We start from the raw sequence: 18,564 nt of genomic DNA, 5'->3' as shown, positions 1-18,564 counted from the left end.
GCGTCAGGCCCCGTCGGCGTCGCGCGCGGTACGGCGCTGGACCAGGACGGCGGCGACGATGATCGCGCCCTTGGCGATCTGCTGGACGTCGCTCTGCAGGTTGTTCAGGGCGAAGATGTTGGTGATCGTGGTGAAGACGAGGACACCGAGCACGGAGCCGGCGATCGTGCCGCGCCCCCCGCTCAGCAGGGTGCCTCCGATGATGGCGGCGGCGATCGCGTCGAGCTCGTACAGGTTGCCGTTGGTGTTCTGGCCGGAGCCCGCGAGGACGATCAGCAGGAAGGCCGCGATGCCGCAGCACAGCCCGGACAGCAGGTAGAGGTGGAGCCGCTGACGGCGTACGTCGATGCCGGCGAGCCGGGCCGCCTCCGCGTTGCCGCCGACGGCGACGGTGCGCCGTCCGAAGGTGGTCCGGTTCAGCAGCAGCCAGCCGACGACGGTGACGGCGGCGAAGACCAGCACCAGCGGCGGTATGCCGAGGAGGTAGGAGTCGGGGACGCCGAGGTCGAGAACGGACTGGACGGTGACGATCTGCGTCCTGCCGTCGGTGATCTGCAGGGCGAGACCGCGTGCCGAGGCCAGCATGGCCAGAGTGGCGATGAAGGGCACCACCCCCCCGTAGGCGATGAGCAGCCCGTTCACGAGTCCGCAGCCCAGTCCGACGACGACCGCGGTGAAGAGGATGCCGGCGAAGCCGTACTCCTGGGTGGCGACGGTGGTGGCCCACACGGACGCGAGGGCCACGATCGCCCCGACCGAGAGGTCGATGCCGCCGCTGGTGATGACGAAGGTCATGCCGACGGTGACGACACCGATGACCGATGCCTGGGTGAGGATCAGCTGGAGGTTGGAGGTGTCGAGGAACTGGTCCGGCCTGGTGATCCCGCCGACCGCGACCAGCACGGCGAGAACACCGAGCAGGGTCAGGTTGCGGACGTCGGCCCGCGGGCCCCCCGGCCGCCCGGAGGCTTTGGCGAGGGGTGGTTCGGCGGTCGTGGCCGGCGCGGGCTGCGTCATGGCGTCGGGCTCCCTTCCATCACGAGGTCGAGTACGCGGTGTTCGTCGAGCTCCCGGGCCGGCGCCGTGTGGACGACGCGCCCCTCCCGGAGCACCAGCACCCGGTCGGCCAGGCCCAGCACCTCGGGGACCTCGCTGGACACGAGGAGGACGGCGAGCCCGTCGTCGGCGAGGCGCCGGATGACGGCGTACAGCTCGGCGCGTGCCCCGACGTCCACCCCGCGGGTGGGCTCGTCGAGGAGCAGGACGCGGCAGCCGCGCAGCAGCCAGCGGGCGAGGACGACCTTCTGCTGGTTGCCGCCGGAGAGCGTACGGATCCGGACGTCGGGGTCGTCCGGGCGCAGCGACAGCTCGCGGGTGGCGCGGCACGCCGCGCCGCGCTCGGCGGTCCGGTCGAGCCAGCCGGCGCGCGAGAAGCGGGCGAGGGACGACACGGAGACGTTCCGGGTGACCGATTCGAGCATCAGCAGGCCCTGGGCCTTGCGCTCCTCGGGCGCGAGGCCGATCCCCGCGCGGACGGCGGCACGCACGCTTCCGGGCCGCAGGGGCCGGCCGTCGACGAGTACGCGCCCGGCGGTGGGGCGGCGGGCGCCGTAGACGGTCTCCAGGATCTCGGAGCGCCCGGAGCCGACGAGGCCGGCCAGGCCGACGATCTCGCCGGGCCGGAGTTCGAGGTCGAGGGGTGCGAACTCGCCGTCCCGGGCCAGCCCTTCGACCGCCAGGACGGACCGGGCGGCGGGTGCGCCGGCGGCGGGGCGGGGCGCGGGGAAGACGTACTCGACGTTCCGGCCGGTCATCATGGCAACGATGTCCCGGGTCGGGGTGGCCGCCGCCGGCAGTCCGCCGGCGACGGCCCGCCCGTCCTTCAGGACCGTGACGCGGTGGCCGATGCGCCGGATCTCCTCCAGCCGGTGGGAGATGTACACGACGGCGACCCCGGCTGCCGTCAGGTCGGCGACGATGCGGAAGAGGTTGGCCGTCTCGTCGGGGTCGAGCGCGGCGGACGGTTCGTCCATCACGATGAGCCGGACGTCGTGCGAGAGCGCACGGGCCATGGAGACGATCTGCCGCTGGGCCGCGGACAGGTCGGCCACGGGCCGGCCCGGGTCGATCTCCGCGTGGCCGAGTCGGCGCAGCAGTCCGGCGGTGGCGGCGCGGGCGCGTCCGCCGCGCACCACGAAGCCGGCGGTGGTCGGCTCGTGCCCGAGGAAGACGTTCTCGGCGACCGACAGGCCGTCCACCAGGTCGAGTTCCTGGTAGATGGTGGCGATGCCGAGCCGCATGGCGGCGATCGGCGACCTGAGGGTGACGGGTGCGCCGCACCAGATGATCTCGCCCTCGTCGGGCTGGTGGGCCCCGGCGAGGACCTTGATGAGGGTGGACTTCCCGGCCCCGTTCTGCCCGAGCAGGCAGTGGACCTCGCCGGACCTCACTTCGAGGTCGACGCCGTCGAGGGCCCGGACACCGGGGAACGACTTGGTGATCCCGGACATGGTGAGCAGCGGTGGTTCTGGTGTTGCCATGACGAATCCCCTCGGCGGGCGGTGTGCGGTGCCGGTGAGCGGACAGGGCGGATGACCAGGAACGGGTGCGTCGCGCACCCGGGCGTGCGGGGGTGGTACGGGTGCTGTGCCGTGCGTACGGGTGGGCGGGACGGGCTGGGGGACTGTCCCGTGCGTGCTGGGCCGGTGAGGTGCGGGGCGCCGGTGCGGTCGTAGGTGCCGGTGGTACGAGGGCGGGTACGGCTGGACGGGCTGAACGGCTGCGCGGAGAACGGCGGTACAACTGGACGGCGGTGCGCTGGACGGCGGTACGGGGGCGGTGCGGTGATGCGCGGCTGTGGTGCGGTGGCGCTTGGGGGTGGTGCGGTCCCGGTCCCGGGACGGTCGGCCTCAGGCCGGGGAGAACAGGTGGTCGCTGATGAGCCGGGCGGCGCCGATGACTCCGGCGGCCGCGCCCAGCTCCCCCAGCACGATGGGCAGGTTGCCCGTCGCCAGGGGAAGTGACGTGCGGTAGACCTGGGTGCGGACGCTGGCGAGCAGGTTGTGTCCGAGGCCGGTGACGCCACCGCCGATCACCACCATGCCCGGGTTGAAGAAGCTGACGAGCCCGGCGATGACCTGGCCGACCCGGTTGCCGCCCTCCCGGATCAGCGCGAGGGACGTCGCGTCGCCGGCCGCCGCTCCCGCGGCGACGTCCACGGCGGTGAGGCGCCCCGCGCCCTCCAGGCGGCGGGCGAGTTCCTCGGACCGGCCGGCGCGCGCCGCGTCCTCGGCGTCGCGGGCGAGCGCGGCGCCGCTGAAGTGAGCCTCCAGGCAGCCCCGGTTGCCGCACGCGCAGGCGCGGCCGTCCGGCTCGACCTGGATGTGCCCGATGTCGCCGGCGCTGCCGGTGGTACCGCGGTAGACCTCGCCACCGACGACGATGCCGCAGCCGATGCCGGTACCGATCTTGACGCAGAGGAAGTCGCCGACCGAGCGGGCGACACCCGCGTGCTGCTCCCCCATCGCCATCAGGTTCACGTCGTTGTCCACCATGACCGGGCAGCCGAGTTCCTGGCTGAGCGCCTCGCGCACCGGAAAGCCGTCCCAGCCGGGCATGATCGGCGGCGCGACCGGTACGCCCTCGGGGAAGCGGACCGGTCCCGGTACGCCGATCCCCGCGCCGTCGAAAGCTTCGGCGAGGCCGGACGCCTTGAGCTTGGCGGCCATGGCGAGGACCTGTTCGAAGACCGCGACCGGGCCCTCGCGCACGTCCATGGGTTGGTTGAGGTGGCCGAGGACCTCCAGCTCCGCGTTGGTGACCGCCACGTCGACCGAGGTGGCGCCGATGTCGACACCGAGGAAGCGCAGGGCGGGCGCGAGACGGATGTTGTGCGAGCGGCGCCCGCCGCGCGAGGCGGCCAGGCCGTCCGCCACCACCAGGCCGGTCTCCAGGAGACGGTCGACCTCGACGGCGAGCTTGGAGCGCGAGAGGTCGACCTGGTCGCCCAGCTGGGCGCGGGAGTTGGGTCCGCCGTCGCGCAGCAGCCGCAGCAGCCGCGCCTGGTGCGCATTGGCGGGTCGAGCCGTCATACGTCTCACCCGTCCCTCCCCGCCTCCGTGGCTCGGTGATGCCGCCCGGACCGGCGAGCAACCGTGTCCGGCCGGGCTTTCGGGGGGAACGTAGCAGCGCTTTGCCACAGGGGGAAGAAGTTGCGCAGCAATCCATGCCGACTTTCTCCTCACCGAGGACAAAGGCGGCCGCGGGGCCGGAACGCGGGACGGTCCGTGTCGCGCCGGTGGCGCGTGGCCACGTGGGTTCGGGGCGGGCCCGCATGACCGCGGTGGCGCGACGCGTCCCGTCACCGGGTCGGGACTGCCGGGCGCGACCACGTCGGCCGGCGGGCGGCGGGGGCCGCGATCAGCCCGTGGTGCCCGAACCGGCACGTACGCGGCCGGCGCCACGGAGCGACGGGGCCCGCACCGGCCCCGGCGCCCTCACGGGATGCGGACGACCTGGCCGGCGTACGACAGGTTGCCGCCGAAGCCGAACAGCAGGGCCGGCGCGCCGGAGGTGACCTCGCCGCGTTCGACGAGTTTGGAGAAGGCCATCGGGATCGAGGCGGCCGAGGTGTTCCCCGATTCGGTCACGTCCCGGGCGATGACGGCGTTGACCGCGCCGATCCGCCGCGCCACCGGCTCGATGATGCGCAGGTTGGCCTGGTGGAGGACGACCGCGGCGAGGTCCTCGGGCGCGACGCCGGCCCGCTCGCACACCCGGCGGGCGATGGGCGGGAGCTGGGTGGTGGCCCACCGGTAGACCGTCTGCCCCTCCTGGGCGAAGCGCGGCGGGGTGCCCTCGATGCGGACGGCGTGCCCCATCTCGGGCACCGAACCCCACAGCACCGGGCCGATCCCGGCGCCGACGGAGTCCGGTGCGGCCTCGACGACGGCCGCGCCCGCACCGTCGCCGACCAGGACGCAGGTGGTCCGGTCCGTCCAGTCGGTGACCTCGGTCATCTTGTCGGCGCCGATGACGAGGACGCGGGTCGCGGACCCGGCGCGCACGGCGTGGTCGGCGGTGGCCAGCGCGTGCGTGAAGCCGGCGCACACCACGTTGAGGTCCATGGTGGCGGGGGACGCCATGCCGAGCCGGGCGGCGACCCGGGCGGCGGTGTTCGGGGAGCGGTCGATCGCCGTGGAGGTGGCGACGAGGACCAGGTCGACGTCGGCGGGGGTGAGCCCGGCAGAGGCGAGGGCCTTGGCCCCGGCGTGCGCGGCCATCTCGTCGACCGGTTCGTCCGGTCCCGCCACGTGCCGGGTGCGGATGCCGACCCGGCTGCTGATCCACGCGTCGCTGGTGTCGACCAGCGCGGCCAGGTCGTCGTTGGTGAGCACCTTGGCGGGCTGGTAGTGCCCGAGCGCGGCGATACGAGTGCCCGTCATGCCCGGGACCCCCTTGGGTGAACGAAGCGTACGAGGTGGGAGGCGCACGCGAAGCGCGCGCACGAGTGTCCCAGTCTGGTCAGCGACTCACCGGTAACAGGACAAGTGATCCGACAGGATTCCCGGCCGCCGATTGGAGACTCCGCAACATCTTCCGGGGCACCGGCCGAACGCCGCAGGGCTGCCGACCTGGAGGTACGCCGACGCGTGCGGGGCGAGTCGGGGGCGGAACACCGCGACGGACACGCCCGGCTTCCGGAGCGGGAGCGAGTGGCGGGCTGGGGGGCTGGGGCTGGGGCTGCGGGGGACGCATCGCGCCGGACGGAACCGGTCACGGTCCGTGCCTCCCGCGGAGTCGGCTGCATCCCCGCCCCGCCCGTGCAGGACAATGAGATCGTCGGGGTCACCTCACCGCACGACCACCCGGTGACCGCGGCACCTTCCGCATCGAGGGCCGGTGCGGCCTTCCGCACGTACAGAACCTCCGCAACCGGGACTGAGGAGTCATGGGACGGGTCACCGAGCGCCGCCGCGTCATCCGCATCCGGGACGGGGCCGTCTCCGCCCGCCCCGACACCCTGGTCGCCGAGGAGCCCCTCGAGATCCGGCTGAACGGCCGGCCGCTCGCCATCACCATGCGCACGCCGGGCGACGACTTCGCGCTCGCGGCGGGTTTCCTCGTCAGCGAGGGCGTCCTCGGCTCGGCGTCGGACGTGCGGAACATCGTGTACTGCGCAGGCGCCGCGGAGGACGGCTCCAACACGTACAACGTCGTGGACGTCCAGCTCGCCCCGGGCGTCCCCGTGCCGGACATCACGCTGGAGCGCAACGTCTACACGACGTCGTCGTGCGGGCTGTGCGGCAAGGCCAGCCTCGACGCCGTACGCACCACCGCGCGCTTCCCCATCGCCGACGCTCCCCCGCTGCGGCTGGAGCCGGGGCTGCTGGCGGAGCTGCCCGAGCGGCTGCGCGCGGCACAGCGGGTCTTCGACCGGACCGGCGGGCTGCACGCGGCCGCGCTGTTCTCGGAGGAGGGCGAGCTGCTGGACGTACGGGAGGACGTCGGCCGCCACAACGCGGTGGACAAGCTGGTGGGGCGCGCGCTGCGCGAGGACCTGCTGCCGCTGGACCGGGCGGTGCTGCTGGTGTCGGGGCGGGCCTCCTTCGAGCTGGCGCAGAAGGCGGTGATGGCGGGCATCCCGGTGCTGGCGGCGGTGTCGGCGCCGTCGTCGCTCGCGGTGGACCTGGCGGCCGGGACGGGACTGACGCTGGTGGGCTTCCTGCGCGGCCGGAACATGAACGTGTACGCGGGCGAGAACCGCATCGCCCTGCCGGCCGCGGCCTCGCGGGGCTGAGCGGCGGTCCGGCCGGCGGCACCGCGGGCCCCGCGTCCGCGGGCGCCCGGGGCAGGCGGACCGGCCGGCGAGGTGCGCCCCCTGCGCCCGCCGGCGCCGCGGGCCCCTGCGCTACGAGCGCGGCGGGTCGATCATCTGGAGCGTGAGCGTGTCCGGGGGCTGTGCGACACCCGGCCCGCCCGCCTCGACCCACTCCAGGATGTCGTCGAGGCAGTCGTCGTCCAGCGCCCAGCCGATCCACGCGGCGCGGGCACCCCGCCGGCGGCCCTCCGTGGAGGGCTGGACCACCACGACGTTGGCCTGGCCGCACGGGCCGAGGCAGTCGCTGGTGCGGACGGCGAGCCGCCCGCCGGAGGCCGCCGCGGCCTCCTGCAACCGTCGCAGCTGACCGGCGTGGTCGGTACCGGGGTGCTTGCGGGCGTCGCCGCAGCAGCAGCCCCGGCAGACCACGAGGCTGCAGGGGCGGGAAGCCCCGGGGCGTATCCATGTGCGGGCGGCGGGCGTGCGGTTCAGCGGGCCGCGGTTCACCGGGCGGCGTCCGGCGTCAGGGCTGCCGCCCGCGTGACGGTGCCGAGGCGGGGGAAGTTCAGCTCGACGGCCGCCCGGTGCTCCTCGGGGGTGAGGGCCGTCAGGGCGTCCTCGGCGAAGTACAGGTCGTATCCCAGGTCGGCGGCGGAGCGGGCGGTGGACTCGACGCCGAGGTTGGTGGCGATGCCGCCGAACACGAGGGTCGTGACGCCGCGCTCGGTGAGCAGGTCGTGCAGGGCGGTGCCGTGGAAGCCGCCGATGGTGCGCTTGACGACGACGAGGTCGCCGTCGTGGACCAGGCCGGGGACGAAGCCGCTGCCGGGGGGCTGGGGGTCGGTGCCCGGGCGTTCGGCACGGATGAGGACGACGGGCGCGCCCGCGGCGCGGAACGCCGCCGCGAGCCCGGTGGCGGTGGCGACGACGTCGGCCCCGGGGCGGGGAGCGAGCGGCAGGGCGACGATGCGCTCCATCAGGTCGACCAGGACGAGCGCGGCGCGGCTGGCATCGAATGCGGGCATGACGTCACGGTAGCCCCCGGGATGATCAACCCCGGCCGGTGGGGTCGCGATCCGGCCCGCCCCCCGGCGCGGGTGAGCGGGGGCGGGCCGTCCGGTCGGCGTCGCCCTCGGCGGCGGGCTTCCGCCGATCGCCTTCCCGCCGCGCATCACGCGCGCCCGCGCCCTGAAGGCGCTGGAGGCGCTGGAGGGCAGGGCCGTCCGGGGCGCGTCGTCTGTTCGCGTACGAGCCTGAGCGGCCTGATCGCGGCGGCCCGTGCGGGGCTGGGAGTGCTGGCCCACGCACGCGGACCGGTACCGCCGGGTCCGGCACCGGTAACGGCGCGGGCCGGCCTGCCGGACCGCGGCGACGTGGACTTCGCCCTCCTGCGCGGCCGGTCCCGGGGCCCGGCGAAGGAGGCGGCGGACGCGCTGGGCCCGGCGATCCTGGCCGGCGGCGAACGGCTGCACGGCTGACAGCCGTCCTTCCGGGCGGGCCCGGCCGGTCGGTCGGTCGGTCGTCGACAGCCCGGGACTGATCCCGAGCGCGCCAGCCATGGGGCGCTTCGCGCGCTCAGACCAGTGATCGCGCGTGTGCATGGCGTACAGATCCGGTGGAGATTCCCGGCCCTCCTCCTTACTCCCAAGTCAGGATCCTTCGCCGCGCACCCCCCGTGGCCGGGCACGGAGCGTCTGACCTGTGGCGATGCGTCATGTGCGGGCTTCCTGAAGCCCCTCCCGCCGCACCTGCGCGTGGGGTACCGTCACCCTCCGCTGTGCGGAGCGTCACAAGGAGCAGGCCCTTGCGCGAGTTCACCGTCCCACCCATGGCGACAGCTCCCCTGGTCGGCGGGCTCGCCGACGCCGTGTTCGACCATGCCCGGGACGACCCGGACCGGGTCGCGCTCGGCCGCAAGGGCGGGGACGGGCAGTGGCGCGACGTCACCTCGGCGCAGTTCCGCGACGAGGTGCTGGCGCTCGCGAAGGGGCTGCTCGCACAGGGCGTGCGGTTCGGGGACCGTGTCGCGATCATGTCCAGGACGCGCTACGAATGGACGCTGTTCGACTTCGCGCTGTGGACGGTGGGCGCCCAGCCCGTGCCGGTCTACCCCACCTCCTCCGCCGACCAGGTGCACTGGATGCTGTACGACGCCGAGGTCACGGCGTGCGTGGTCGAGCACGAGGACGACGCCATGACCATCGGCTCGGTGATCGACCGGCTGCCGCGGCTCCAGCGGCTGTGGCAGCTGGACGCGGGCGCCGTCGACGAGCTGCTGGCGGCGGGTGCGGACATCGACGACGAGGTCGTGCACCGCCACCGGCGGGCGGTCACCCCGGAATCGGTCGCCACCGTGATCTACACGTCCGGGACGACCGGCCGCCCCAAGGGCTGCGTCCTCACCCACGCCAACTTCATGTTCGAGGCGGACACCCTGGTCGGCCGCTGGGAGACGGTGTTCCACTCCAAGCCGGGCGACGAGGCCTCCACCCTGCTGTTCCTGCCGCTCGCGCACGTCTTCGGGCGCATGGTGGAGGTGGCGGCGGTCCGCAAGCGGGTGAAGATCGGTCATCAGCCGGTCCTGGCGGCGAGCGCGCTGCTGCCGGACCTGGCGGCGTTCCGGCCTACGTTCGTCCTGGCCGTGCCGTACATCTTCGAGAAGGTCTTCCACGCGGCGCGGCGCGCGGCGGAGGCGGCCGGCAAGGCGGGCCCCTTCGACAAGGCCGTCGAGGTTGCGGTGCGCTACGCGGAGGCGCTGGAGCTCAAGGCGTTCGGTATGGGGCCCGGCCCGTCCGCGGCGCTGCGCATGCAGCACCAGTTCTTCGAGAAGGTCGTGTACGGCAAGGTCCGCGACGCCCTCGGCGGCCGGGTGCGGCACGCCATGTCCGGCGGCTCGGCCATGTCCCGGCGCCTGGGCCTGTTCTTCGAGGGCGCGGGCGTGACGGTGTACGAGGGGTACGGGCTGACCGAGTCGTCGGCGGCCGCGACCGCGAACCCGCCCGAGCGCACGAAGTACGGCACCGTGGGCCGGCCGATCCCGGGCACGACGGTGCGCATCGCCGACGACGGCGAGATCTGGCTGCGCGGCGGGCACGTCTTCTCCGGCTACCTCAACGATCCCGCCGCGACCGACACCGTGCTGAAGGACGGCTGGCTGGCCACCGGCGACCTCGGCACGCTGGACGCCGAGGGCTACCTGACCATCACCGGGCGGAAGAAGGAGGTCCTCGTGACGTCGGGCGGCAAGACCGTCTCCCCGGCCGCCCTTGAGGACCGGGTGCGGGCGCATCCGCTGGTGGCGCAGTGCATCGTGGTCGGCAACGACCGCCCCTACATCGCGGCGCTGGTCACCCTCGACCAGGAGGCGGTGGAGCACTGGCTGGCGATGCAGAACCGGGCTCCCCTGCCGCCGGCCGAACTGGTGCGCGACCCGTCGCTGGAGATGGAGATCCGACGGGCGGTGGTGGCCGCGAACACGACGGTGTCGCAGGCCGAGTCCATCCGGACGTTCCGCATACTGGCGCATCCGTTCACCGAGGAGCACGGCCTGCTCACACCGTCGCTCAAGCTGAAGCGCAAGGCGATCGAGACGGCGTACGCGGCCGAGGTCGACGCGCTCTACCGGTGACGGGCCACGGTCAATAGGTGCCTCGGGGAACAGGTCGGGGTAGGTGCTCGTTGACCATCGGAGTACGCAAGGAACACGACGTAAGGATCGACCGCTCGTGAGCAAGGGCCCCTCCATCACCCTCAACAACGGCGTTCCCATGCCGCAGCTCGGCTTCGGCGTCTGGCAGGTCCCCGACGACGAGGCGGCGAAGGCGGTGGGCACGGCCCTGGACGCCGGTTACCGCAGCATCGACACCGCCGCGATCTACGAGAACGAGAAGGGCACCGGCGAGGCCATCGCCTCCTCCGGCATCGCGCGCGAGGAGCTCTTCGTCACCACCAAGCTCTGGAACAGCGAGCAGGGCTACGACTCGACGCTGCGGGCGTTCGACGCCTCGCTGGACCGGCTCGGCCTCGACTACGTCGACCTCTACCTCATCCACTGGCCGCTGCCCTCGAAGGACCTGTACGTCGACACGTACAAGGCCTTCGAGAAGATCTACGCGGACGGCCGCGCCCGGGCGATCGGCGTCTCCAACTTCCTCCCGGACCACCTGGAGCGCCTCATCGGCGAGACCTCGGTCGTGCCGGTGCTCAACCAGATCGAGCTGCACCCGCAGCTGCAGCAGGCCGAGTCCCGGGCGTACCACGCCCGGCACGACATCCACACGGAGGCGTGGTCGCCGCTGGGGCAGGGCAAGGGCCTGCTGGAGGTGCCGACCGTGGTCGCCATCGCCCGCAAGCACGACCGCACCCCGGCGCAGGTGGTGCTGCGCTGGCACCTGCAGATCGGCAACGTGGTGATCCCGAAGTCCGTGACGCCCTCGCGGATCCGGGAGAACATCGACGTCTTCGACTTCGAGCTGGACGCCGACGACCTGGCGGCCTTCGCGGCCCTCGACGAGGGCAAGCGGCTGGGCCCGGACCCGGCCACGTTCGACTACAGCTGATCGTCCGCGCCGGTGCGGTGAGGCCGCGCACACGTGGCCGCACCGCGCTCGGCGGGCCGGAACCGGGCCGGGGTGGAGCGATGCCCGTTCAGCAGGCGATGCCCTGCGAACGGAGCCAGTCGCACTGCGTCTCGCCGGAGGTCCTCCCGCCGTCGTACGCGCGCGGGTCCCGGTACCCGGGGCCCACCGGTTCGTGGTCCTCGAACACGCCGTCGCCGTCCACGTCGCCGCCGTCCGGGTGGATGTGCCCGTCCGGGTTGCGGCAGGCCGCCCGGTCGGCCGGGTCGGTCGTGCAGACGCCCCGCCCCTCGTCGGCGGCGGTGCGCGCGACTGCCTGCTGTGCCGCACCGGCCTGACCGGCGAGCGCGGCGATGACGGGGGTGCTGTCGAACGCCAGCCGCACCGCGGCGGGCCGCTGCGGGGCCGGTCGCTGTGCGCCCGGACTCGCATCAGAGCCGCAGGCGGTGAGGGCGAACGGCAGGGTCATGGCCAGGAGCACCGAGCCGACGAGGGCGGCGCTCCGGCGGCGGGGAGCCGAGTCGAGTTCCATCTTGCGCCCGCTGTCTGTGGTCCGGATGGGGCCGTCCACGGTACGGCGCCGCCGGATACGGGTCAACGGCCACCCGGACGCCCGTTCCCGCACGTCCGGGTGCCTTGCGCCGCTGGCTGCGTCCGGGTGTCTCGATGACCCGGTGGTTCGCTGCCTCGGTTCCTCGGTGGCTCGGTGGCTCGGTGCTTCACTGCCTCGTCAGGTGGTCAGCAGACGGTTGAAGAACGACCGGTATCTGCGCAACGCCATCCGCAGGTCCTCGGTGTTCGCCTCCTCACCGCGGTTCCACTGACCCTCCAGTTCCTTCTTGTGGGACGCGAAGTTCGTGGCCAGCTGCTGCATGACGTCGGCGACCAGGGCGTCGGCCTTGTGCACGGCCTCGCGCGGATCGTCGACGAACTCGTTCTGGATCGACTGCCAGCTCTCGCGGAAGCGGTCCTGGTCGGCCGCGGCGAGCAGCCGCGGCGCGTCCTGCGGGGCGTCCCCCTGCCGGCCGGGCTCCGTCCTTCCGGCGGGGGCGGCCGGTTCGGCTGTCGCGGATCCCCCGGTCGTCACCGGTTCCCCGCCGGTGGCGGTCGGCGTGCTGTCACCGGGGAAGGTGGGGACGTCGGGTTCCGCCCTGCTCCCGAGACCCGGTCCGGGTTCCGGCCCGTGCCCCGGCTCGGGGTCCGGTGCGGCCCCTCGTCCGGTCTCCGGTCCCGGTTCCGTCATCGCGGTGTCCTCGTCGGTGCCGGTGTCACGGGGCCGGGCGAGGTCCTCGGTGGACAGGCGGCGTCCGACGGGTCCCGGCATGTCCTCGCGTTGCATCTCTCCTCCTCCCACCGACGTCAGGCCCGGGCGTGGCGAGCCTGCCCGCCGTCGGACAGCAACTCGTCGAAGAGGGCGCGGTAGTGCACCATGGCCCCCCGCAACTGCTCGGTCGTCGCCTGGTGTTTCATGCTCAGCTGATTGACCTCGTGCGCCGCGCGATAGTGGTCGATCGTGCGGCCGTGCTCGACGGAGAGGTCCCGGAGGCGCTGGTCGAGGCCCTCGGTCGGATAGCCGCGGTCGCGCATGAGGGACGTCACCAGGAGGTCCGCGTCCTGCACGGCGTCCTCCGGACGGTCCACGAATTCACCCTGGACGTTCGCCCAGTCCCGGGAGTAGCGGTCCCGGGCGTCGTCCGGCAGTGGCCTGATGTCCAGCGCGTCGTGACGTTTCTCCCGCTCGCTCAGCTCGCGTTCGGCGGCGAGCCGGCCTCCGGCGTCCTCGACGGTCCGCTCGTACTCCGGACCGAAGCGCTCGCGCAGGCGTCGGCGGCGCAAGGCGATGAAGGCCACTGCGGCGACGACGGCGAGCACCACCACGACCGGGATGATGATCGCCAGAAGAGTCCCTGTCGTCATGGGACCGACCCCCTCGCTGTTGGCCGGTATGCCCTGGTTACAGGGTATATCCGCTTCCTTTCCCCGGCGTGGGCCGCCGTCGTCCGTCGCCCTCCTCCCGGGTTCCGGTCCGATCGGCCTCAGGCGCGGCGGGCCGTGTGGACCGTACGGGCTCCCAGGACGAACACATCCGGCCGCCGGTGCACGCTCAGCGGGTCCGCCGGGTCCAGGAGGCGGTCCAGAGCGGCGCGGTCGTCGGCGGCGAGGCGCTCGCCGAGGGAGTCGCGCTGCCAGGTGAAGTGGGAGACGACGTGGTCGCGTACGGCGTCGGTGACCGGAGCGGGGACGTCGTGGAGGAACGAGCGCGTGCCGCTCGGGGTGAGGCCGGCCGCGGTGAGCAGGGCCCGCCAGTCGTCGGTCTCCTCCTTGGCACCGGGCAGCGCGGCCCTCATCCCGGCGAACCAGTCGGCGTTCGCCGCGTCGATGCGGGCCTCCAGCCCGGGGCGCCCGACACCGGTGTACTGCGGCAGGTGGCGGGACTGCAGGCCGCCCTCGACGAGGACGAGCAGACCGCCGGGGCGCAGCAGGCCGGCGAGTCCGGCGAGGGCGGCGCGCTGATCACCCAGGTGATGCAGGGAGCCGGCCGCCCAGATGAGGTCGGCCTGCCCGAGGTCCGCGGTGTCGGCGGGGAGTTCGGCGTGCCGGGTGGTGACGCGGGCCAGGCCGAGTGACGCGGCCCGGTCGCGCGCCCGCTCCAGGAGCTGCGGGGTGGAGTCCACGGCGACGACCTTTGCGTACGGGAAGGCCTCGGCGAGCAGGCACGACAGCACGCCCGGGCCGCTGCCGACGTCGAGCACGCGGCGCACGCCGGCCGCCGGTACGAGCTCGCCGAGCCAGGCGGTGACCCGCCGGTACAGGGGAGTCTGGAGCTCGGCGCCGCGCTCCAGCAGCGGCAGCAGCTCGTTCCAGTCGATGTCGGTGTCGGTGCCGGAGTCGGTGCTCCGGTGGCCGTGATGATGGTGGTGAGGGCTCATGGGGAACAGCCTGCGGGGGCGGGGCCCGGGGAGCGAGTTCTGTTGCCGGTTCCGCAACACGGGCCCGCCGCACGTGCGGTGGCCCCTACGGGCGCCGCTCCCCCGGCGGGCGCCCGGCCGCGTCGCCTTGCGGCCCGCCGGGTTGCCAACCGACCCCTTGCCCCCCGCCGCGTTCCCGCGTTCGGTGTTCCTGGGGGCTGATGCCGCGGACGCGCTTGAAGGCCGCGCTCAGCGCGAACGAACCGCTGTAGCCGACCTGTCGGGCCACCGCCTCCACCGTCGCGTCCGTCTCGCGCAGCAGATCCGCGGCGAGCGCGAGGCGCCAGCCGGTGAGGTGCGTCATGGGCGGCTCCCCCACAAGTTCGGTGAAGCGGCGCGCCAGCCCGGCCCGGGACACCCCCGCCTTCGCGGCGAGCGAGGCGACCGTCCAGGGGTGGGCCGGGTCGTCCTGCATCAGCCGCAGCACCGCGCCGACGACCGGGTCCCCCATCGCCCGGTACCACGCGGGGGCCGCGGCGTCGGGCCGGGCGAACCAGTTCCGCAGGACGGCGATCAGCAGCAGATCGAGCACGCGGTCGAGGACCACGCTCTGGCCCGGCTCGTCCCGGCCGATCTCCTCCTCCAGCACGGGCATCACCGGGCAGTTCCATGCGCCGGCGGAGAGGTGCAGCAGCGGCGGCAGGGCGTCCAGCAGCCTGCGGCTCACCTCGCCGTGCATCTGCTGGTACGTCCCGACGAGCAGGGTGTGCCGCCCGTCGGGGGCGTTGCCCCACGTCCGCACGCCCAGCCGCATGCTCTCCTCCAGGGGCTCACCCAGGAGGGTGTGGCAGGTGCCGCCGGGCCCGATGCGGGCGTGCGGGGCGGTGCCGGGCGCGTCGGCGACGGTGTACGGCTCCGGGCCGCGGGCGATCGCGATGTCCCCGGGGCGCAACAGGACCGGGGCGGCGGCGCCTCCGGGGACGATCCACGCCTCGCCCTCGCTGACGCACATCAGGCACAGCGGCGCCCGGTCCTCGATCCGGAGCGACCACGGCGGCTCCATCACCATGCGGAGGAGGAAGGCGCCGCGCGCCCGTGGCCCGTCGAGCAGTCCGGCGAGTGCGTCCATGCCCGCGAGTTTAGACGTACGCGTATGGGATTGAGCCTTTCACGCATGGGAAGTCCAGGCGCCGCCCGCGAGCCTTGAGGCATGACAACGACGACGCAGGACACGAGAACGGTGCTGGTGACGGCGGCGACGGGCAAGACCGGGCGCCGGGTGGCGGAGCGCCTCGCGGCGCACGGGGTGACGGTCCGGGCCGGGTCGCGCACCGGCACGACGCTCTTCGACTGGGAGGCGCCCGCCACCTGGGCGGACGCGCTGCGCGGCGCGGACGCGGCGTACGTGGCGTACTACCCGGATCTGGCCGCGCCGGGCGCTCCGGAGGCGATGCGGGCCTTCGGGCGGCTGGCGGCGGAGCTCGGGGTGCGGCGGCTGGTGCTGCTGTCGGGGCGGGGCGAGCCGGCGGCAGTGGTGGCGGAGGACGAGCTGCGGGCGGCGTGGGGCCCGGGACTCACCGTCGTGCGGGCCGCGTTCTTCGCTCAGAACTTCACCGAGGGCGCGATGGCCGAGGGCGTGGCGGCCGGTGAGGTGGCGTTCCCCGCGGGCGCCACGGCGGAGCCGTTCGTCGACGCGGACGACGTGGCGGACGTGGTCGTCGCGGCGCTGGCGGAGGACGGGCACGGCGGCCTCGTGCACGAGCTGACGGGGCCCCGGCCGCTGACCTTCGCCCAGGTGGCGGCCGAACTGTCCCGGGCGGCGGGGCGCGAGGTGCGGTACGTGCCGGTGACGGAGGCGGAGTACGCCGGGCTGCTGCGCGACCACGGGCTGCCGGCGCCGGAGGCCGCATGGCTGGCAGCGCTGTTCGCGATGCTGCTCGACGGCCACAACGCGTCGGTGACGGACGGCGTGCGGCGGGTGCTGGGGCGTGAGCCGCGGGACTTCGGCGCGTTCGCGCGGGAGGCGTTCGGCGCGTAGGACGTTAGGGGCGCGTGACGTTCCGCGCCTGGGACGTCCGGGGCGCAAGGCGTTCGTGCGGGTGGCGTTCGGGGCACGCGGCGCACCCCGCGGCCGCCCGCGGACGGCGGGTCCGGGCCGGGGGACAGGGGGTCACCCGGCGTCCCCGTACCACTCCGCCGGCGTGCGGGCGGTGCGGGCCGGCCGCGCGCGAGCGTGCGTAGCGTGGCGCGGGGCGCCCGGTGGGCGGCCGCGCCGGTACTAGCCTCGTTCCTCCATCCTGCCGGCAGCAGGGCGGGAGCTGCGGCAAAGGCCGCTGCAGCCTTGCAGGCCCGGAGCGCTCTGCTGCAGATCGCGCGGGAGATCCGGGCCCGGCGCGGCGAGGCACTGGAGCTGCTGGTCGCCGACGCGGTCGGGAACAAGCGGGCGGCCGCGGTGCTGCACAGCACCGCGGCCGCAAACTTCCGTCACCTGACCAGCGAGCTCGTGGGGTGTGCAGTGATCGCGGACCGGGAAGTGGGCGCCACCTGGGAGCAGATCGGGCACCCGCACGCTCTGAGCTCGGATGCGGCCGTTCCCAGTACGGCCGGGCCCCGCTCCTGTGGCCTCCGCCGATGTGGGTCGAGCACGCGCCGCCCGATTGCTCACTGGACCGAACACTCGTTTACCGACCGGGTACCCGCCTATGGTCAGTCGTCGAGTGTCCGGTAGACGGTGGTCCAGAAGTCCTGGTGGAGTCGGGGGGTGTCCGCGCAGTCCATGGCCGTCTGCGTCAGCAGAATCCCGGTGAGCCGTTCCGCCGGGTCGGTGTACGCCGTCGTGCCCAGGCCGCCGTCCCACCCGAACTGCTTCACGGACGCGAGGTCACGGCGATGAGTGCGCACCGCCATGCCGAAGCCGTAACCGCCGTGCCGTCCGAAGAGGTCGCCGAACTGGTCCTTCTCGACTTTCTGCTCCGGCGTCAGGTGGTCCATGGTCATCAGCTCGACCGAGGCGCGGGAGAGGACGCGCTCGCCTCCGTGCCTCCCCTTGTTCAGCAGCATCCGGTGGAACGCGTGGTAATCGTCGACGGTGGAGACCAGACCGTCACCACCGGCCTCGAACACCGGCGGCCGGCTGTACTTACCGCCGACGGCCTCGTCCCAGGTCGTGAGCTCGCCGGTCACCGGGTCGTGGGCATAGCTGGTGGGGAGCCGGTGCATCCGGTCGGCGGGCACGTGGAACCCGGTGTCCACCATCCCCAGTGGCTCGAACAGCCGCTCGCGCAGGAACTCCCCGAAGGATCGGCCCACCACTCTCGAGACCAGGACCCCGAGCACATCGGAGCCGACGTGGTACTGCCACCGTTCGCCGGGCTGGTACATCAGCGGAAGGGCGCCCAGCTGCTTGATCCACTCGTCCGGTTCGACCGTCGGCCAGTTCGCGGTCCCGTCACCGATGACGCCCCGCTCCCGGACGGCGACCTGGATCGGGTACGTGTCCGGCGGAGCCGGCACCAGACCGAAACCGAAGGTCAGGGTCAGCAGATCGCGCACGGTGATCGAGCGCCGGGCGGGCACGGTGTCGTCCAACGAGGCGTCGATCCGCGTCAGCACCCGCCGGTTCGCGAGCTCGGGCAGCCAGGTCTCGACCGGGTCGTCCAGTCGCAGCCGGCACTCCTCGACCAGGATCATCACCGCCGCGGCCGTGACCGGCTTGGTCAGTGAGGCCATACGGAAGAGGGTGTCCCGACGCATGGGCGCACCACCCGGAGCGCCCCCAGGGCATCGGTCACCGCGTGCAGTGCCGACGAGGCCGCCCGCCTCCCCGCCGGCCCCACCGCCGTCCAGTGGTCCGCCCTCCGGTCCACCGTGGAGTGCGCCGTCCGATCCGCCGCCCGAGGGGCCATCCGATCGAGCATCCGATCGATGAGCCGCATGCAGGGTGCCCAACGCCTCGACGTGCACCTGATCGCCCCTGCCGACCAGGGCGACCAGTCCGGGAACCGCCCCGGACTCGACGTAACCGGCAAGCACCTCGCGCATCCGGTGCAGCCCCGCTCGCGAAAGCCCACCGTCCGCGCCGCCGCTCAGAGCCCAGTTCCCCCGCCCGTCCCAGCTCACGGTCTGCCTGATGGCCTGTGACATGTCGCCGCCCCCTTGTGTTTACTTTGATCGCCGAGTGGTCGTCCGGCCTGCCCTTCAGCATTTCGCCTGGCCGGAGGGGGATCAACGGGAGATCACGAAAGGCCGGATAACCGGC

Annotated in this window: 16 protein-coding genes and 1 pseudogene; 5 read left to right on the top strand and 12 right to left on the bottom strand. The window is 73.6% G+C overall.

Annotated features, from left to right (window positions below):
* Positions 1 to 3 precede the first annotated feature (3 nt).
* The 4 genes from IH00_RS0116250 to IH00_RS0116235 all read right to left on the bottom strand — a co-directional run bounded on the left by IH00_RS0116250 (position 4) and on the right by IH00_RS0116235 (position 5,444).
* Positions 4 to 1,017, bottom strand: coding sequence for an ABC transporter permease (locus IH00_RS0116250; protein WP_031074139.1), 1,014 nt, complete (start codon positions 1,015 to 1,017; stop codon positions 4 to 6).
* Positions 1,014 to 2,540, bottom strand: a complete 1,527-nt coding sequence (locus tag IH00_RS0116245; RefSeq protein ID WP_078887782.1) for a sugar ABC transporter ATP-binding protein — start codon at positions 2,538 to 2,540, stop codon at positions 1,014 to 1,016. The genes IH00_RS0116250 and IH00_RS0116245 overlap by 4 nt, the downstream gene beginning before the upstream one ends.
* 369 nt (positions 2,541 to 2,909) lie before the next feature.
* Positions 2,910 to 4,091, bottom strand: a complete 1,182-nt coding sequence (locus tag IH00_RS0116240; protein ID WP_031074137.1) for an ROK family transcriptional regulator — start codon at positions 4,089 to 4,091, stop codon at positions 2,910 to 2,912.
* Between the two features lie 405 nt (positions 4,092 to 4,496).
* Positions 4,497 to 5,444 (bottom strand): beta-ketoacyl-ACP synthase III, encoded by a 948-nt coding sequence (locus tag IH00_RS0116235; RefSeq protein ID WP_031074136.1) that lies wholly within the window; start codon positions 5,442 to 5,444, stop codon positions 4,497 to 4,499.
* 506 nt (positions 5,445 to 5,950) lie between these two features.
* On the opposite strand from IH00_RS0116235, the gene fdhD reads away from it, so the two are divergent.
* Positions 5,951 to 6,799 (top strand): formate dehydrogenase accessory sulfurtransferase FdhD, encoded by an 849-nt coding sequence (gene fdhD / locus IH00_RS0116230; protein ID WP_031074135.1) that lies wholly within the window; start codon positions 5,951 to 5,953, stop codon positions 6,797 to 6,799.
* Between the two features lie 111 nt (positions 6,800 to 6,910).
* Here the strand turns inward: fdhD and IH00_RS0116225 are convergent, their stop codons facing one another.
* Together IH00_RS0116225 and IH00_RS0116220 are read right to left on the bottom strand one after the other, a co-directional pair.
* Positions 6,911 to 7,327, bottom strand: a complete 417-nt coding sequence (locus IH00_RS0116225; protein WP_234334862.1) for a (2Fe-2S) ferredoxin domain-containing protein — start codon at positions 7,325 to 7,327, stop codon at positions 6,911 to 6,913.
* On the bottom strand, positions 7,324 to 7,845 hold the full coding sequence (locus tag IH00_RS0116220; protein ID WP_031074131.1) for an isochorismatase family protein: 522 nt from the start codon (positions 7,843 to 7,845) through the stop codon (positions 7,324 to 7,326). Before IH00_RS0116220 ends, IH00_RS0116225 begins: the two co-directional genes overlap by 4 nt.
* Before the next feature lie 130 nt (positions 7,846 to 7,975).
* Between IH00_RS0116220 and IH00_RS44100 the strand changes: the two are divergent.
* From IH00_RS44100 to IH00_RS0116205, 3 genes and pseudogenes are all read left to right on the top strand, one after another.
* Positions 7,976 to 8,298: pseudogene (locus IH00_RS44100) on the top strand (LysR family transcriptional regulator); the annotation flags it as partial.
* Positions 8,299 to 8,648: 350 nt separating this feature from the next.
* Positions 8,649 to 10,448, top strand: a complete 1,800-nt coding sequence (locus tag IH00_RS0116210; protein WP_031074128.1) for an AMP-dependent synthetase/ligase — start codon at positions 8,649 to 8,651, stop codon at positions 10,446 to 10,448.
* A gap of 97 nt (positions 10,449 to 10,545) precedes the next feature.
* Positions 10,546 to 11,379, top strand: a complete 834-nt coding sequence (locus IH00_RS0116205) for an aldo/keto reductase (RefSeq protein WP_031074127.1) — start codon at positions 10,546 to 10,548, stop codon at positions 11,377 to 11,379.
* Between the two features lie 88 nt (positions 11,380 to 11,467).
* Here the strand turns inward: IH00_RS0116205 and IH00_RS0116200 are convergent, their stop codons facing one another.
* From IH00_RS0116200 to IH00_RS0116180, 5 genes are all read right to left on the bottom strand, one after another.
* Complete coding sequence (locus IH00_RS0116200) at positions 11,468 to 11,968, bottom strand: hypothetical protein (protein ID WP_158827836.1); 501 nt, start codon at positions 11,966 to 11,968, stop codon at positions 11,468 to 11,470.
* Positions 11,969 to 12,127: 159 nt separating this feature from the next.
* Entirely contained in the window at positions 12,128 to 12,736 is a 609-nt protein-coding gene (locus IH00_RS0116195) for a hypothetical protein (RefSeq protein WP_031074123.1), read from the bottom strand.
* A 20-nt stretch (positions 12,737 to 12,756) separates the two neighbouring features.
* Positions 12,757 to 13,314, bottom strand: a complete 558-nt coding sequence (locus IH00_RS0116190; protein WP_031074121.1) for a hypothetical protein — start codon at positions 13,312 to 13,314, stop codon at positions 12,757 to 12,759.
* 119 nt (positions 13,315 to 13,433) lie between these two features.
* Positions 13,434 to 14,327 carry a class I SAM-dependent methyltransferase gene (locus IH00_RS0116185; RefSeq protein WP_039947005.1) on the bottom strand — a complete coding sequence of 298 codons (894 nt, stop codon included), beginning with the start codon at positions 14,325 to 14,327 and terminating at the stop codon, positions 13,434 to 13,436.
* Between the two features lie 85 nt (positions 14,328 to 14,412).
* On the bottom strand, positions 14,413 to 15,435 hold the full coding sequence (locus tag IH00_RS0116180; RefSeq protein WP_078887781.1) for an AraC family transcriptional regulator: 1,023 nt from the start codon (positions 15,433 to 15,435) through the stop codon (positions 14,413 to 14,415).
* Between the two features lie 81 nt (positions 15,436 to 15,516).
* Here IH00_RS0116180 and IH00_RS0116175 point away from each other — a divergent pair, with 81 nt between their 5' ends.
* Complete coding sequence (locus IH00_RS0116175; RefSeq protein ID WP_031074116.1) at positions 15,517 to 16,344, top strand: Rossmann-fold NAD(P)-binding domain-containing protein; 828 nt, start codon at positions 15,517 to 15,519, stop codon at positions 16,342 to 16,344.
* Positions 16,345 to 17,012: 668 nt separating this feature from the next.
* Here the strand turns inward: IH00_RS0116175 and IH00_RS37345 are convergent.
* Positions 17,013 to 18,347 (bottom strand): serine hydrolase domain-containing protein, encoded by a 1,335-nt coding sequence (locus IH00_RS37345; protein ID WP_052411419.1) that lies wholly within the window; start codon positions 18,345 to 18,347, stop codon positions 17,013 to 17,015.
* Positions 18,348 to 18,564 lie beyond the last annotated feature (217 nt).

Source organism: Streptomyces sp. NRRL S-118 (genome assembly GCF_000716335.1).
Classification (GTDB): domain Bacteria; phylum Actinomycetota; class Actinomycetes; order Streptomycetales; family Streptomycetaceae; genus Streptomyces.
The sequence above is the reverse complement of the archived record's forward strand: the minus strand, read 5'-3'. Positions and strand labels throughout refer to the sequence as shown.